The sequence below is a fragment of the Pseudomonas paraeruginosa PA7 genome (assembly GCF_000017205.1).
In the GTDB taxonomy this organism is placed as follows: domain Bacteria; phylum Pseudomonadota; class Gammaproteobacteria; order Pseudomonadales; family Pseudomonadaceae; genus Pseudomonas; species Pseudomonas paraeruginosa.
In genome coordinates, this window is the sequence record NC_009656.1 from 5,082,877 (window position 1) to 5,098,444 (window position 15,568).

Here is a 15,568-nt window from a genome sequence, read left to right on the forward strand (position 1 = left end):
CGGGCGGGATCAGTCGAGCGGGACGAGGGTCAGCAGGGCGAGGTCCTTGCGCCGCAGCGCCAGGCTGGTCTGGCGGGTCTCGACCTGGATCGGGTCGCCCAGCGGGGCGATGCGCACCACGCGCAGCGCGGCGCCGGGCAGCAGGCCCATGGAGAACAGGCGCTGGCGATAGCCGTTGCCGATGGCCGGTGAATACCCGGTGATGCGATAGGTACGGGAAGGTTGCAGTGCGCTCATGGCGGATTCCAGGCAGTAGGGAGGAACGGTGGCCTCCCTGGCCGCTGATCGAGAATCTAAACGACTCTCACTTAAGGCTCGCTTAAGGGCGCAGTATCGGAGCGGATGGACAGCGGATTCGCTGATCCAGAGCAATGGATGGAGGGATTTCCGCGCGGCGCGGCAATCTGTCGCCGCCAGCGCCCCGGGCAACGGAGCAACTGGCGACACAGCGGATTCAGCGGCTGTTGAGCTGCTGTTGCAGGTTCTGCACCTGGGCCTGGAGGGTATTGATGTTACGCATCACCTGGGTGCGGAAGGCGTCGAACTCGGCGGTATTGCCACCCTGGGGACGATTGTCGAGCTGGCTGCGCAGCACCAGCAGGTCGTCCTGGATGCCCTTGATGGCCTGGCTGGGATTGCCCTGTTTCTTCAGCGCCGCGACGTCGCCACCGAGGCTCTTGAGCTGCTCGTTGGTCTTGCCCAGCTCGGCCTGCAGCGCCTTCAGCTTCTCCTGCTCGGTGGCCAGCGCCTGCAGCTTGCCGTCGAGCTGCGCGACCAGTTGCGCGGCGCTTTCCTGCTGGGCCTTGAGGTCGCTGGCCAACTGGTCGAGGCGCTTGCCCTGGCCGCCGAACTGGTTGCTCACATCGGCCTGCTGGCGTTCCTGGCTGCCGAGTTTCTCCTGCAGTTGCTTGACCTGCAGGCGCAGCGCCTCGCGCTCGCTGGTGACGCTGGACTCGCTGGCGACCACCTTGCCGCGGATGTCGTCGAGGCGCCCGGCGGCTTCCTCGCTGATCCGCACGAAGCTTTCCTGGGTCGCGACCAGTTGCTGCTCCATCAGGCTGAGCTGCTGGTGACTCCACCAGGCCACTCCGGCGAGGGCGATCAGCATCGCCCCGAGCAGGGCCCAGAGCGGGCCGGTGGAAGCCGGGCGGCGCGCCTTGGTATCTACCACCCGACGCTGTTCCGGTTCGTAGACGTGCCGCGGGTGGTGGCCGAACTCTTCGCGGTCGGCGGCATCGGTGGTCAGGCTGGGCACATCGTCGAGTTCGTCGAAAGAATCGTTACGCATGGTGAAAACCTGTGAAGGGGAACGGCATCCTGCCGGAGGCCTGGAGAGAGGGCCGAATGACGCATTATATCGATTCGGCCCCACCCCTTCAGCGTCCGCGCGAAGGAAGTTCGTCGAGACCGGGGCGCTCCATCGCGGAGCCGCACGCACCATCACGGCGCGAGCCTGGCCCGACACAGACCGCCGCCGGACGCGGCCGGTTCCCGCGCGTCGCGCCGCCATCGGTGGAACCGTCGCGGCTGTCCGCACCCGCGCCGAGCCGGCATTACGCCGGCCCGCTGCGCGGCTGATCAGAGTTCCTGGGCGCGCCACCAGGCGCAGAACTCGTCGAGCGCCGTCCACAGACTGACCCGCGGATCGTAGTCGAGGTATTCGCGGGCGCGGTTGATGTCCAGGGTGAAATTCTTCGCCATCACCGCCATGCCCAGGCGGAACAGCGCCGGCTCCGGGCGCCCCGGGAGAATCCGGCAGACGCCCTCGTTGAGCGCCGCCAGGCCGTAACCCATGGCATACGGCAGATGCCCGGTGACTGGCGGCAGGCCGAGCTGGCGCATGACGTAGTTGACCGCGTCCCAGAACGGCACCGGCTGGCCGTTGCTGATGTTGTAGACCCTGCCCAGCGCCGGCTCGCCGGCCAGCAGGCAACTGAACAGGGCATCGTTGAGGTTGTGCACGCTGGTGAAGTCGACCCGGTTCAGACCGTTGCCGAGGATCCGCAGGCGGCCCTTGCGATGGGCCTGGATCAACCTTGGGAAGATGCTGGTGTCGCCAGCGCCGACCACGAAGCGCGGACGCAGGGCCAGCACCTCGAGGCCGAGGTCGCGGGCACTGAGCACCAGTTGCTCGGCCTGGTACTTGGTCGCCCCGTAGTGATCGGAAAAGCGCCGCGGGACATAGTCTTCACCGAGGTTCAGGTGGTCACGCCCGTCGAAGTAGATCGACGGCGACGACAGATGCACGAGGCGCCGCACCTTCTGCTTCAGGCAGGCCTCGACCACGCTCTCGGCGAGGCCGACGTTGGCCGCCTGGAACCGCTCGCGCGGCCCCCACACACCCACCGCGCCGGCACAGTGCACCACCGCCTCGACACCCTCGCAGAGGCGCTCGACCAGCGCCGGCTCGGCCAGGTCGCCGGGAACGAACTCGGCGCCCCGCGCCACCAGGTGCTGCACCGCCTCCTGGCGACGTCCGCTGACCCGCACCGACAAGCCCTGCTCTAGGGCGAAGCGGGCGAAACGCCCGCCGATGAAGCCCGTCGCCCCCGTTACCAGTATCCGCATCCCGAGTACTCCCGCTGTTCTTCTTGTGCCGCGACTCTAGCAATCCGACGTCGCGAAACCACTGGCACAGCATGCCAGAACAACGACCCTGCGGGCCGCCGGCACGACTTGCGTTGGGCGACAGGACAGGCATGGCGCGCTACAAGGGCTAACCTGAATGCCACCAGTTCGCGGGAGACGCAGCATGGCCAGTCACTGGATGATCTACGGCGCCAACGGCTACACCGGCCGGCTGGTCGCCGAACAGGCGCGGCGCGAGGGCCTGACGCCGCTGCTCGGCGGGCGCAATCCGGCCGCCCTGCACGCGCTCGGCAGCCAGCTCGGGCTGGAGGGCCGGGTCTTCGACCTGGGCAATCCGCACGGCTGCCGCGAAGCGTTGAGCGACGTGCAGGTGGTAGCCCACTGCGCAGGTCCGTTCTCCGCCACCAGCGCGCCGATGATCGCCGCCTGCCGCGCCGCCGGCAGCCATTACGTGGACATCACCGGCGAGATCGCGGTGTTCGAGCAGGCCCATGCCGGCGACGCCGAGGCGCGCGAGGCGGGCATCGTGGTCTGCCCCGGGGTAGGTTTCGACGTGATCCCCACCGACTGCCTGGCCGCCTGCCTGAAGGAGGCCTTGCCGGACGCGCAGCGACTGGCGCTGGGCTTCGACACCGGCAGCGGACTCTCGACCGGAACCGCCAAGACCAGCGTCGAAGGCCTCAAGCTCGGCGGCAAGGTCCGCGAGAACGGACGCCTGCGCGACGTGCCGCTGGGCTACAGGCGCCGCGACATCGATTTCGGCCGCGGCCTGCGGCACGCCGTGACCATTCCCTGGGGCGACGTCGCCACCGCCTACTACAGCACCGGCATCCCGGACATCGAAGTCTACCTGCCGGCGCCGCCGCTGCTGGCCCTGGGCATGCGCCTGGTCGACCCGCTGCGGCCGCTGCTCGGTCGCGAACGGGTCCAGGACTGGCTCAAGGGTCAGGTCGACAAGCGCATCGCCGGCCCCGACCAGGCGGCCCGCGAACGCCTGCGCACCTGGGTCTGGGGCGAGGCGCGCAATGCCCGCGGCGAACGCCGCACGGCGCGCCTGGAAACCGCCAACGTCTACGACCTGACCGTGCACGGCGTGCTCCTGGCGGTACGCCACCTGCTCGGCTACCAGGGCCCCGGCGGCTACTTCACGCCCTCGCAGCTGCTCGGCGCGCGCTGCGTCGAGGCGCTGCCCGGTTCCGGCCGGATCGCCGTCATCGGTTGATCAGCCGGCCACCCGCACCAGACCGTCGCCGGCACGGGCGAGCAGGTGCTCGGTGAGCGAGGCGAGCAGTTCACCGCCATTGCGCCAGTAGTGCCAGTACAGCGGCACGTCGATGACCTGGCCGGGCAGCAGCTCGACCAGTTCGCCGCGCGCCAGCTCGCCTTGCACCTGGCGCTCCGGCACCAGACCCCAGCCGAGACCGCCGGCGGTGAGGCGGACGAAACCTTCCGAGGACGGGCAGAGGTGGTGGATGAAACCGCCCTCGACGCCAAGGTCCTTGAGGAAGCGGTGTTGCAGCAGGTCGTCCGGACCGAACACGATCGCCGGCACCCTGGCCAGGGCGGCCGCTTCGACGCCCTGGGGAAAGTGCCGGGCGACGAACGCCGGGCTGGCCAGCCCGCGGTAGCGCATGGCGCCGAGCAGCAGCGAACGCGCGCCGGCCACCGGACGCGCGCTGCCGCAGACGCAGCCGGCCACCTCGCCCGCGCGCATGCGCTTGAGCCCGACTTCCTGGTCCTCCACAACCAGGTCCAGCAGCACCCCTCGCTCGGCGCAGAAGTCGCCCACCGCGGCGGCCCACCAGGTCGCCAGGCTATCGGCGTTGAGAGCGATGCGCAGGCGTTCCGGGGCACCGCCTTCATCCAGGTTCGGCACCCAGCGCTGCAGGTCGCCCTCCAACAGGCGTACCTGCTGCACATGGTTGAGCAGGCGACGGCCGAGATCGGTGGGTTGCGGTGGCGTCTCGCGCACCAGGACCGGCTGGCCGACCCGCGCCTCGAGCAGCTTGATCCGCTGCGATACCGCCGATTGCGACAGCCCCAGCGCCTGCGCGGCGCGCTCGAAACCGCCCTGCTCCACGACCGCGGCCAGCGCGGCGAGCAACTTGTAGTCGAACAAAATCAGTTTTCCTAATGAGAGATCAGCAGGATTCGTTTTCCTTATAAACCGTTCGCCATCACACTCGCCAGCACTTCCCGATCATCCACCGCGGACCGACCATGGCTGGCGAAACCTCGCTGCGTACCCTGCTGCGCACGCTCACTCCCGAACTCAACCCCGGCGACTACGTGTTCTGTACCTGCGCCGATGGCGCGCTGCCGGACGGCGCCGAGCCGATCGCCAGCTTCCGCGAGCGCGAGGGCCTGACCCTGGTGCTCGAACGCCAGCAAGCCGAACGCCTGGGCCTGCCCTACGAATACGTGGCGGCCTGGATCACCCTGACGGTGCACTCCTCGCTGGCGGCGGTGGGCCTGACCGCCGCCTTCGCCACGACGCTGGCCGGAGCCGGGATCAGTTGCAACGTGATGGCCGGCTATTTCCACGACCATCTGTTCGTCGCCCGCGACGACGGCCCGCGCGCCCTCGCCGTCCTGCAGAAGCTGGCCAGGGAGGCGCACTGAGATGTGGCAGAGCTATTTCAACGGGATCCTGGTGGCCGCCGGCCTGATCATCGCCATCGGCGCGCAGAATGCCTTCGTCCTCGCCCAGAGCCTGCGCCGCGAGCATCACCTCGCGGTAGCCGCTCTCTGCGTGCTCTGCGACGCGATACTGGTCAGCCTCGGCGTGTTCGGCCTGGCCAGGCTGCTGGTGGAGAACCCGACACTACTGGCCATCGCCCGCTGGGGCGGGGTGGCCTTCCTGAGCTGGTACGGGCTCAAGGCGCTGCTTCGCGCGCTGCGCCCGGACGCCCTCGGCGACGCCGCGGAAACCGGCCCTCGCTCGCGCCGGGCGGTGCTGCTGGCGGCGCTGGCGGTGACCCTGCTCAACCCGCACGTCTATCTGGATACCGTCCTGCTGATCGGTTCGCTCGGCGCCCAGCAGGCCGCTCCCGGCGCCTACGCCCTTGGCGCGGCCAGCGCCTCGCTGATGTGGTTCTTCGCCCTCGCCCTCGGCGCTGCGTGGCTGGCGCCCTGGCTCGCGCGCCCGGCCACCTGGCGCCTGCTCGACCTGATGGTCGCCGCCATGATGCTGGGCATGGCCGTCCAACTGGTCCTCCGCAACTGAGCGGAAATCCGGCGAGGCGATCGAACCCCGGCGCCGCCACGCAGTCCAGAAGGAAGGTGGGCAGTGCGCCGAGTGGCCTTGCGAAGCCCGGCGCAGCGCGCTGCCATCGGCCTTTGCCCCTACAGTTGCTGCGTGGATATGCCCCGACACGGGTGCTATGATCCGGAGTTCGCGGCACTGGGAGCCTAGGCTCCGAGTCGCACCCGGCGCCCTTTCCGGAGCGCTCCGCCGAACGTCCCCCCGGGGATCCAGGACGGGCTCCCGGACAGGCATCGGACCGGCCCCGTGAACCGGTCGCGCGCTAGCCGCGCCAGTCCTGACCTGAGGAAGAATAGGAGAGACACCATGGCTTTCGAATTGCCGCCGCTGCCTTACGAAAAGAACGCCCTTGAGCCGCACATTTCCGCCGAGACCCTGGAATACCACCACGACAAGCACCACAACACCTACGTGGTGAACCTGAACAACCTGATCCCGGGCACCGAGTTCGAAGGCAAGAGCCTGGAAGAGATCGTCAAGACCTCCTCCGGCGGCATCTTCAACAACGCCGCCCAGGTGTGGAACCACACCTTCTACTGGAACTGCCTGAGCCCCAACGGCGGTGGCCAGCCCACCGGTGCCCTGGCCGACGCGATCAACGCCGCCTTCGGCTCCTTCGACAAGTTCAAGGAAGAGTTCACCAAGACTTCCGTCGGCACCTTCGGCTCCGGCTGGGGCTGGCTGGTGAAGAAGGCCGACGGCTCCCTGGCCCTGGCCAGCACCATCGGCGCCGGCAACCCGCTGACCAGCGGCGACACCCCGCTGCTGACCTGCGACGTTTGGGAACACGCGTACTACATCGACTACCGCAACCTGCGTCCGAAGTACGTCGAAGCGTTCTGGAACCTGGTCAACTGGGACTTCGTGGCGAAGAACTTCGCTGCCTGAGTCTGTTCAGAACCACGAAAAAGCCCGGCATTCGCCGGGCTTTTTCGTTTTAATCTGTGGCCCAGGAGCCATCGTCTACCCTCAGGAACTGGTAGACCTCCGCTCGTGTTAGCCTCTTGAGGCAAAGAAGTTCTGCCTACCGGCTTGTCTTTCGCCCTGGCGACGTACAAGGAAGGCCCCTTGAAACTGGACTCCCGACACAGCCTCTCGCTCAAGCTGCTGCGTGTCGTGCTACTGGCGGCGCTGGCCGTTGGCGCAGTGCTCAGTTGCGCACAGATCGTCTTCGACGCCTACAAGGCCAGGCAGGCGGTGAACAGCGACGCCCAGCGCATCCTCGCGATGGTCCGCGACCCGTCCACCCAGGCGGTCTACAGCCTCGACCGGGAGATGGCGATGCAGGTCCTCGAGGGGCTGTTCCAGCACGAGGCGGTGCGCCAGGCGAGCATCGGCCACCCCGGCGAACCGATGCTGGCGGAGAAATCCAGGCCGCTGCTGGACCTGCCGACCCGCTGGCTGACCGACCCGATCCTCGGCCAGGAGCGCACCTTCAGCATCCGCCTGATCGGCCGTCCGCCCTACAGCGAATACTACGGCGACCTGAAGATCACCCTGGACACCGCGCCCTACGGGGAAAACTTCGTCACTACCTCGGAGATCATCTTCATCTCCGGCATCCTCCGCGCCCTGGCCATGGGCCTGGTGCTGTTCCTGGTCTACCACTGGATGCTGACCAAGCCGCTGTCGAAGATCATCGAGCACCTGGTCAGCATCAATCCGGACCGCCCCGGCCAGCACCAGCTACCGCTGCTCAAGGGACACGAACGCAACGAACTGGGCCTCTGGGTGACCACCGCCAACCAGTTGCTCGCCTCCATCGAAAGCAACAGCCATCTGCGCCGCGAAGCCGAGGACAACCTGCTGCGCATCTCCCAGTACGACTTCCTCACCGGCCTGCCGAACCGCCAGTTGCTGCAGCAGCAGCTCGACCAGATCCTCGACGGCGCCGGCCGCCAGCAGCGCCGGGTGGCAGTGCTGTGCCTGGGCCTCGACGACTTCAAGGGGATCAACGAGCAGTACACTTACCAGCTCGGCGACCAGTTGCTGATCGCCCTCGCCGACCGCCTGCGTGGCCACAGCGCGCGGCTCGGTTCCCTGGCGCGGCTGGGCGGCGACCAGTTCGCTCTGGTCCAGGCCGACATCGAGCAACCCTACGAGGCGGCCGAGCTGGCGCAGAGCATCCTCGACGGCCTGGAGGCGCCGTTCGAGATCGATCAGCACGAGGTGCGCCTGCGCGCCACCATCGGCATCACCCTCTTCCCCGAAGATGGCGAGACCACCGAGAAGCTGCTGCAGAAGGCCGAGCAGACCATGACCCTGGCCAAGACCCGCTCACGCAACCGCTACCAGTTCTACATCGCCAGCGTGGACAGCGAGATGCGGCGCCGCCGGGAACTGGAAAAGGACCTGCGCGACGCCTTGCAGCGCCACGAGTTGCACCTGGTCTACCAGCCACAGGTGGACTACCGCGACCACCGCGTGGTCGGCGTCGAGGCGCTGCTGCGCTGGCAACACCCGCTGCACGGCTTCGTTCCGCCGGACCTGTTCATTCCGCTGGCGGAGCAGAACGGCAGCATCTTCAGCATCGGCGAGTGGGTGCTCGACCAGGCCTGCCGGCAACTGCGCGAATGGCACGACCAGGGCTTCGACGACCTGCGCATGGCGGTCAACCTGTCCACCGTGCAACTCCACCACAACGCCCTGCCGCGGGTGGTCAGCAACCTGCTGCAGGTCTACCGCCTGCCGGCGCGCAGCCTGGAGCTGGAAGTCACCGAGACCGGCCTGATGGAAGACATCTCCACCGCCGCCCAGCACCTGCTCAGCCTGCGTCGCGCCGGCGCACTGATCGCCATCGACGACTTCGGCACCGGTTACTCCTCGCTGAGCTACCTCAAGAGCCTGCCGCTGGACAAGATCAAGATCGACAAGAGCTTCGTCCAGGACCTGCTGCAGGACGAGGACGACGCCACCATCGTCCGCGCCATCATCCAGCTCGGCAAGAGCCTGGGCATGCAGGTGATCGCCGAGGGCGTGGAAACCGCCGAGCAGGAGGCGTACATCATCGCCGAAGGCTGCCACGAAGGTCAGGGCTACCTGTACAGCAAGCCGCTGCCGGCCAGGGAATTGACCCAGTACCTCAAGCAGGCGCGGCGCCTGAGCCAGGCCACCAGCGAGCGGCCCTGAGGCTGCCGGAGGCACTTCGGACGACGACGCGGCATATCCCGGCACGCCGCGGCCTTTTCAAAAATGCAAATCTTTCGCATTATGTGGCGGTTTTTCCGCGCCCTTCCGGACGTTCTCGACAAGCGCACGCCGCTTCGGCAAGCCACCAATAAAGCAAAGGAATCCGCCATGACTCGTATGCCCCTGGCCACCGCCAGTCTGCTGGCCCTCGCCATCTCCCTCGCCGGTTGCGGCGACGACAAGAAAGCCGAAGCGCCTGCGACCCCGGCGGCCAGCACCCAGCCCGCCGCTCCAGCCGCCGCCCCGGCCGCCAAGGTCGACGAGGCCGCCGCCAGGGCGGTGATCAAGAACTACGCGGATCTCGCCGAAGCCACTTTCGCCGACGCTCTGAGCACCGCCAGGGAGTTGCAGAAGGCCGTCGACGCGTTCCTCGCCAAGCCCGACGCGGAGACCCTGAAAGCCGCCAAGGAAGCCTGGTTCGCCGCCCGCACCCCCTACTCGCAGAGCGAAGCCTTCCGCTTCGGCAACGCGATCATCGACGACTGGGAAGGACAGGTTAACGCCTGGCCGCTGGACGAAGGCCTGATCGACTACGTCGCCAAGGACTACCAGCATGCCCTGGGCAACCCCGGCGCCACCGCCAACATCGTCGCCAACACCGAGATCCAGGTCGGCGAAGACAAGATCGACGTCAAGGAAATCACCGGCGAGAAACTGGCCGGCCTGAACGAGCTGGGCGGTTCCGAAGCCAACGTCGCCACCGGCTACCACGCCATCGAGTTCCTCCTCTGGGGCCAGGACCTGAACGGCACCGGTCCGGGCGCCGGCGACCGCCCCGCCACCGACTATGCCCAGGGCAAGGACTGCACCGGCGGTCATTGCGACCGCCGCGCCGCTTACCTGAAGGCGGTCACCGACCTGCTGGTCAGCGACCTCGAATACATGGCCGGACAGTGGAAAGCCGGCGTCGCCGACAACTACCGCGCCAAGCTGGAAGCCGAGCCGGTGGATACCGGCCTGCGCAAGATGTTCTTCGGCATGGGCAGCCTGTCCCTCGGCGAACTGGCCGGCGAGCGCATGAAGGTCGCACTGGAGGCCAACTCCACCGAGGACGAGCACGACTGCTTCAGCGACGACACCCACCACACCCTGTTCTTCAATGCCAAGAGCATCCGCAACATCTACCTGGGCGAGTACAAGCGCGTCGACGGCAGCGTGGTGAAAGGCCCGAGCCTGGCCGACCTGGTCGCCAAGGCCGACGCCGCCGCCAACGACACCCTGAAGGCCGACCTTGCCGACACCGAGGCCAAGCTGCAGGTCATCGTCGACAGCGCCGAGAAGGATGGTGTGCACTTCGACCAGATGATCGCCCCGGACAACAAGGAAGGTCAGCAGAAGATCCGCGACGCCATCGCCGCCCTGGTCAAGCAGACCGGCGCCATCGAGCAGGCCGCGGGCAAGCTGGGCATCCAGGACCTGAAGCCGGATAACGCCGACCACCAGTTCTGATCCCTTCCTGCGCCAACAGCGTGCGGCCCATGGCCGCACGTTGCGTTTCAGGCCCGCCGCTGCGGGCTGCGGGGGCCTTCACAAACGCAAATCCCTCTTATTTTGATTAGCCCCAACTGGTAAGCTTGCGGGCTGTCTCCACGCAGTCCGGATGTTCGCCGATGTCGTTGCCGTCACCTCTTACACCGCTCGCCTGCCTCCTGACGGCGCTCCTCCTGAGCGGCTGCGGCGCCAGCGACGAGCCGCCGCGCGCCGAGCCCGGCGAACAGCTCTCCGGGGGCGCGGCCACGGTGCAGCAAAGCGACCGCAACGCCTTCTCCCTGCCGTCCGCCAACCTCGCCCCGAGCCGGCGCCTGGACTTCAGCGTCGGCAACAGCTTCTTCCGCAACCCCTGGGTCATCGCCCCTTCCTCCACCACCGCGCGCGACGGCCTCGGCCCGCTGTTCAACACCAACGCCTGCCAGAACTGCCACGTCAAGGACGGCCGCGGCCATCCGCCGGGGCCGGACGCGGTGAGCGCGGTGTCGATGCTGGTGCGCCTGTCGATCCCGGCCGGCCCGGACGACCAGCAGACCCTGTTGCACCAGGGGGTGATTCCCGAGCCGACCTATGGTGGCCAGTTGCAGGACGTCGGCATTCCGGGCGTCGCCCCGGAAGGCAAGGTGCGGGTGGACTATGAACCGCTGAAGGTGAGGTTCGACGACGGCACCGAGGTCGAACTGCGCAAGCCGGTCCTGCGCATCAGCCAGCTCGGCTACGGGCCGATGCACCCGCAGACGATGTTCTCGGCCCGTGTCGCCCCGCCGATGATCGGCCTCGGTCTGCTCGAAGCGATACCCGAAGCGGCGATCCTGGCCAATGCCGACCCGGACGACCGCAACGGCGACGGTATCCGCGGGCGCGCCAACCAGGTCTGGGACGCCGCGCGCCAGCGCAGCGCGCTCGGCCGCTTCGGCTGGAAGGCTGGCCAGCCGGACATCCCGCAGCAGAACGCGCACGCCTTCGCCGACGACATGGGCCTGACCAGCAGCCTGCGGCCCCACGACGACTGCAGCCCCGCCCAGGTCGAGTGCCGCCGGGCGCCCAACGGCGGCGAACCGGAAGTCAGCGACAACATCTTCGCCCAGGTGCTGTTCTACAGCCGCAACCTGGCGGTCCCGGCGCGACGCAAGGTGGAAGACCCGCAGGTGCTGGCCGGCAAGCGCCTGTTCGCCCAGGCCAACTGCGTCGCCTGCCATGTTCCCAGCTTCACCACCGGCGCCAACGCCAGTGAGCCGGAGCTGGCCAACCAGGTGATCCGCCCCTATTCCGACCTGCTGCTGCATGACATGGGCGACGGCTTGGCGGACAATCGCCCGGAATTTCTCGCCAGCGGGCGGGACTGGCGTACCCCGCCGCTGTGGGGCATCGGCCTGACCGAGACGGTCAACGGCCATACCCAGTTCCTTCACGACGGGCGCGCCCGCAACCTGCTGGAGGCGATCCTCTGGCACGGCGGCGAAGCCGAAGCGGCCAAGCGGCATGTGCTCGGCTTCGACGCCGACCAGCGCAGCGCCCTGCTGGCCTTCCTGAATTCACTCTGAGGAGCCCACATGTTCCGCCCACGACTGCTCTTGACCAGCCTCGCCATCGCCCTCGGCGCCTGTTCGCCGCAAGACCCGCAGGCCGTCACCAGTGCCGCCCTGGCGCAACAGGTGATCCTGCCGACCTACAGCCGCTGGGTGGAGGCCGACCAGGCCCTGGCCAGCAGCGCCCTGGCCTACTGCCAGGGCAAGGAAGACCTGGCCAAGGCCCGTGACGCGTTCCATGCCGCGCAGAAGGCCTGGGCCGAGCTGCAACCGCTGCTGATCGGCCCGCTGGCCGAAGGCAACCGCGCCTGGCAGGTGCAGTTCTGGCCGGACAAGAAGGATCTGGTCGGCCGCCAGGTCGAGCAGCTGCTCAAGAGCAACCCGCAGGTCGACGCCGCGGCCCTGGCCAAGGCCAGCGTGGTGGTACAGGGGCTCTCCGCCTACGAATACATCCTCTTCGACAGCAAGATCGATCTCGCCGACGCCGCCACCAAGGCCCGTTACTGCCCCTTGCTGGAAGCCATCGGCACCCACCAGCAGCAACTGGCCCAGGACATCCTGGCGCGCTGGAAGAACGACGGCGGCATGCTCACCCAGATGAGCAAGTTCCCCAACGATCGCTACGCCGACGCCCACGAGGCGATCGCCGAACTGCTGCGGGTACAGGTCACCGCCCTGGACATGCTGAAGAAGAAGCTCGGCACGCCGCTGGGCCGGCAGAGCAAGGGCATTCCCCAGCCCTACCAGGCCGAGGCCTGGCGCAGCAACGCCTCGCTGGCCAGCCTGGACGCCAGCCTGGGCGGCGCCCAGGCGCTCTGGGAAGGCATCGATGGCAAGGGCCTGAAGACCCTGCTGCCGGCCGAGCAGAAGGAACTGGCCGGCAAGATCGACGCCGCCTACGCCGACAGCCATGCGAAGCTGACGGCGCTGGAACAGAAACCGCTCTCCGAACTGCTCGCCAGCGAGGACGGGCGCACCCAGCTCAACGCCCTCTACGACAGCCTGAACGTGGTCCATCGCCTGCACGAAGGCGACCTGGCCCGCGCCCTCGGCGTGCAACTGGGCTTCAACGCCAACGATGGCGACTGAGGTCGGCGCCATGCTGCGACGTCATGTGATCGGCCTGGGCAGCCTGTTGCTCGGCGCCTTGTCCTTCGGTGGCTGGAGCTTCAGCCGCCAGGGTAGTCAGCCGCTGGTGCTGTCGGCGCGCGACGACGCCGAGGGCCAGCACTACGCGGTGGGCTACCGCCTGGATGGCAAGCGCCAGTTCGCCACCCGCGTGGCCCAGCGCTGCCACGACATCGTCCAGCACCCGAGCCTGCCGCTGGCGCTGTTCGTCGCCCGCCGGCCGGGCACCGAAAGCTACCTGATCGACCTGCGCGACGGTCGCCTGCTGCAGACCCTGGTCTCGCAGGAAGACCGCCACTTCTACGGCCACGGCGTGTTCCACCAGGGCGGCGAATGGCTCTACGCCACCGAGAACGACACCACCGACCCCGGCCGCGGCGTGCTCGGCGTCTACCGTTTCGACGGCGAACGACTGCGACACAGCGGCGAGATCTCCACCCACGGCCTCGGGCCGCACCAGGTTTCCTGGATGCCCGACGGCGAAACCCTGGTGGTGGCCAACGGCGGCATTCGCACCGAGGCGGAAAGCCGGGTCGAGATGAACCTCGACGCCATGGAGCCAAGCCTGGTGCTGATGCGCCGCGACGGCAGCCTGCTCTCCAGGGAAACCCTGCCACAGCAGATGAACAGCGTCCGCCACCTGGCGATCGGTCGCGACGGCACCATCGTCGCCGGCCAGCAGTTCATGGGCGACGCCCACGAACATGCCGACCTGCTGGCGATCAAGCGCCCCGGCGGTCCTTTCGAAGCCTTCCCGGTGGCCGAGGAACAGCGCCTGGCAATGGCACAGTACACCGCCAGCGTGGCGATCCACGACGAGCTGCGCCTGGTGGCCCTGACCGCTCCGCGCGGCAACCGCTTCTTCATCTGGGACCTGGACAGCGGCGCCGTGCGCCTGGACGCGCCATTGCCGGACTGCGCTGGCGTAGGCGCGGTGCGGAACGGCTTCGTCGTCACTTCCGGACAGGGGCGTTGCCGCTTCTACGACTGCCAGGGCGAACGCATCGCCGCGCAACCGCTGGAGCTGCCTTCCGGCCTCTGGGACAATCACCTGCACCTGGCCTGAAAGCGGCGCGCAGCGCTGGTTCCGGGTTTCCCGGCGAAGGCCGCGGGCGGCCTGCTAGCTGCCTGGCAGCTTTCGCCAGCCCGCTGCTTTGACAAGCCTTGAAAGCTGCACGTAATGTGTCGGATTCGCCCCGCGATGGGGCGCTCTCGACATACCAGGGACCAGGATTATGTTGCTCCGCCGCATGTTGATCATGCTCGCCGCAGTGATCGCCGTGGTGGCGATTCTCGCCGGCTATAAGGTCTATTCCATTCGTCAGCAGATCGCGCTTTTCAGCGCGCCGAAACCACCGATCAGCGTGACCGCCAGCCTGGCCGAGCGGCGACCGTGGCAAAGCCGCCTGCCGGCCATCGGCAGCCTCAAGGCGTTCCAGGGCGTGACTCTCACCGCCGAGGTCTCCGGCACGGTACGCGACGTGCTGTTCCTCTCCGGCGATCAGGTGCGGCTGGACCAGCCGCTGATCCAGTTGGAAAGCGACGTCGAGGAGGCCACCCTGCGCACCGCCGAAGCCGATCTCGGCCTGGCCAGGGCCGAGTACCAGCGTGGCCGCGAGCTGATCGGCAGCAAGGCCATCTCGAAAAGCGAGTTCGATCGCCTCGCCGCACAGTGGGCGAAGACCAGCGCCACCGTCGCCGAACTCAAGGCGGCACTGGCGAAGAAGCGCCTGCTCGCGCCCTTCGCCGGGACCATCGGCATCCGCCAGGTGGACGTCGGCGACTATGTCTCGCCCGGCACGCCGATCGCCACCTTGCAGGACCTGTCCACCCTGCTGCTGGACTTCCACCTGCCGGAGCAGGATTTCCCCCTGCTCAGCCGCGGCCAGGCGGTGAGGGTCCGGGTCGCCGCCTACCCCGGCCAGGTGTTCGACGCCGAGATCGCCGCCATCAACCCCAAGGTCGACAATGCAACCCGCAACCTACAGGTCCGCGCCGCCCTGGAGAACCCGGGCGGCAAGCTGCTGCCGGGGATGTTCGCCAACCTGGAGGTGATGCTGCCGGGCGAGGAACAACGCATCGTGGTGCCGGAGACGGCGATCACCTTCACCCTCTATGGCGACTCGATCTACGTGGTCGGGCAGAAGAAGGACGGACAGGGCCAGGCTTCGAAGGACGACAAGGGCCAGCCGCAACTGGTCGTCGAGCGCCGCTTCGTCAAGGTCGGCGAGCGCCGCGAAGGCCAGGCGGTGGTGCTCGAAGGCCTGCGGGACGGTGAGCAGGTGGTCACCTCCGGGCAACTGAAGCTCGACAACGGCGCCGCGGTGGCCATCGTCGCCGAGCGGGACCTCCAGCAAGGGCACTGAGTCGCACGCCTGAC

The 15,568-nt window shown here is 68.0% G+C and carries 14 protein-coding genes; 10 read left to right on the forward strand and 4 right to left on the reverse strand.

Annotation, left to right across the window (positions count from 1 at the left end; all coding sequences use genetic code 11):
* Positions 1 to 9: 9 nt before the first annotated feature.
* The 3 genes from feoA to PSPA7_RS23490 all read right to left on the reverse strand — a co-directional run bounded on the left by feoA (position 10) and on the right by PSPA7_RS23490 (position 2,568).
* Entirely contained in the window at positions 10 to 237 is a 228-nt protein-coding gene (feoA, locus tag PSPA7_RS23480) for a ferrous iron transporter A (RefSeq protein WP_003157276.1), read from the reverse strand.
* 217 nt (positions 238 to 454) lie between these two features.
* Positions 455 to 1,288, reverse strand: a complete 834-nt coding sequence (locus PSPA7_RS23485) for an ATPase (RefSeq protein ID WP_012077159.1) — start codon at positions 1,286 to 1,288, stop codon at positions 455 to 457.
* Positions 1,289 to 1,578: 290 nt separating this feature from the next.
* Positions 1,579 to 2,568 carry an NAD-dependent epimerase/dehydratase family protein gene (locus PSPA7_RS23490; protein ID WP_012077160.1) on the reverse strand — a complete coding sequence of 330 codons (990 nt, stop codon included), beginning with the start codon at positions 2,566 to 2,568 and terminating at the stop codon, positions 1,579 to 1,581.
* Between the two features lie 184 nt (positions 2,569 to 2,752).
* On the opposite strand from PSPA7_RS23490, the gene PSPA7_RS23495 reads away from it, so the two are divergent.
* Entirely contained in the window at positions 2,753 to 3,811 is a 1,059-nt protein-coding gene (locus PSPA7_RS23495) for a saccharopine dehydrogenase family protein (protein ID WP_012077161.1), read from the forward strand.
* On the opposite strand, the gene PSPA7_RS23500 is transcribed toward PSPA7_RS23495, so the two are convergent.
* Entirely contained in the window at positions 3,812 to 4,714 is a 903-nt protein-coding gene (locus PSPA7_RS23500) for a LysR family transcriptional regulator ArgP (protein WP_074197299.1), read from the reverse strand.
* 95 nt (positions 4,715 to 4,809) lie between these two features.
* Here PSPA7_RS23500 and PSPA7_RS23505 point away from each other — a divergent pair, with 95 nt between their 5' ends.
* The 9 genes from PSPA7_RS23505 to mexV all read left to right on the forward strand — a co-directional run bounded on the left by PSPA7_RS23505 (position 4,810) and on the right by mexV (position 15,554).
* On the forward strand, positions 4,810 to 5,211 hold the full coding sequence (locus PSPA7_RS23505; protein ID WP_012077163.1) for an ACT domain-containing protein: 402 nt from the start codon (positions 4,810 to 4,812) through the stop codon (positions 5,209 to 5,211).
* Between the two features lies 1 nt (position 5,212).
* Positions 5,213 to 5,815, forward strand: a complete 603-nt coding sequence (locus PSPA7_RS23510; RefSeq protein WP_003153861.1) for a LysE/ArgO family amino acid transporter — start codon at positions 5,213 to 5,215, stop codon at positions 5,813 to 5,815.
* Between the two features lie 345 nt (positions 5,816 to 6,160).
* Positions 6,161 to 6,742, forward strand: coding sequence for a superoxide dismutase [Fe] (sodB, locus tag PSPA7_RS23515; protein ID WP_012077164.1), 582 nt, complete (start codon positions 6,161 to 6,163; stop codon positions 6,740 to 6,742).
* A 180-nt stretch (positions 6,743 to 6,922) separates the two neighbouring features.
* Positions 6,923 to 8,983 carry a cyclic-di-GMP phosphodiesterase BifA gene (gene bifA / locus PSPA7_RS23520; protein WP_003156316.1) on the forward strand — a complete coding sequence of 687 codons (2,061 nt, stop codon included), beginning with the start codon at positions 6,923 to 6,925 and terminating at the stop codon, positions 8,981 to 8,983.
* A gap of 168 nt (positions 8,984 to 9,151) precedes the next feature.
* A complete protein-coding gene (locus PSPA7_RS23525) occupies positions 9,152 to 10,492 on the forward strand; it encodes an imelysin family protein (protein WP_003156314.1) in 1,341 nt (446 codons plus the stop codon).
* Between the two features lie 161 nt (positions 10,493 to 10,653).
* Complete coding sequence (locus PSPA7_RS23530) at positions 10,654 to 12,075, forward strand: di-heme oxidoreductase family protein (protein ID WP_012077166.1); 1,422 nt, start codon at positions 10,654 to 10,656, stop codon at positions 12,073 to 12,075.
* Positions 12,076 to 12,084: 9 nt separating this feature from the next.
* Positions 12,085 to 13,149, forward strand: coding sequence for an imelysin family protein (locus PSPA7_RS23535; RefSeq protein ID WP_012077167.1), 1,065 nt, complete (start codon positions 12,085 to 12,087; stop codon positions 13,147 to 13,149).
* Positions 13,150 to 13,159: 10 nt separating this feature from the next.
* Positions 13,160 to 14,254 carry a DUF1513 domain-containing protein gene (locus tag PSPA7_RS23540; protein WP_012077168.1) on the forward strand — a complete coding sequence of 365 codons (1,095 nt, stop codon included), beginning with the start codon at positions 13,160 to 13,162 and terminating at the stop codon, positions 14,252 to 14,254.
* Positions 14,255 to 14,423: 169 nt separating this feature from the next.
* Entirely contained in the window at positions 14,424 to 15,554 is a 1,131-nt protein-coding gene (gene mexV, locus PSPA7_RS23545; RefSeq protein WP_033999770.1) for a multidrug efflux RND transporter periplasmic adaptor subunit MexV, read from the forward strand.
* Positions 15,555 to 15,568: the final 14 nt, after the last annotated feature.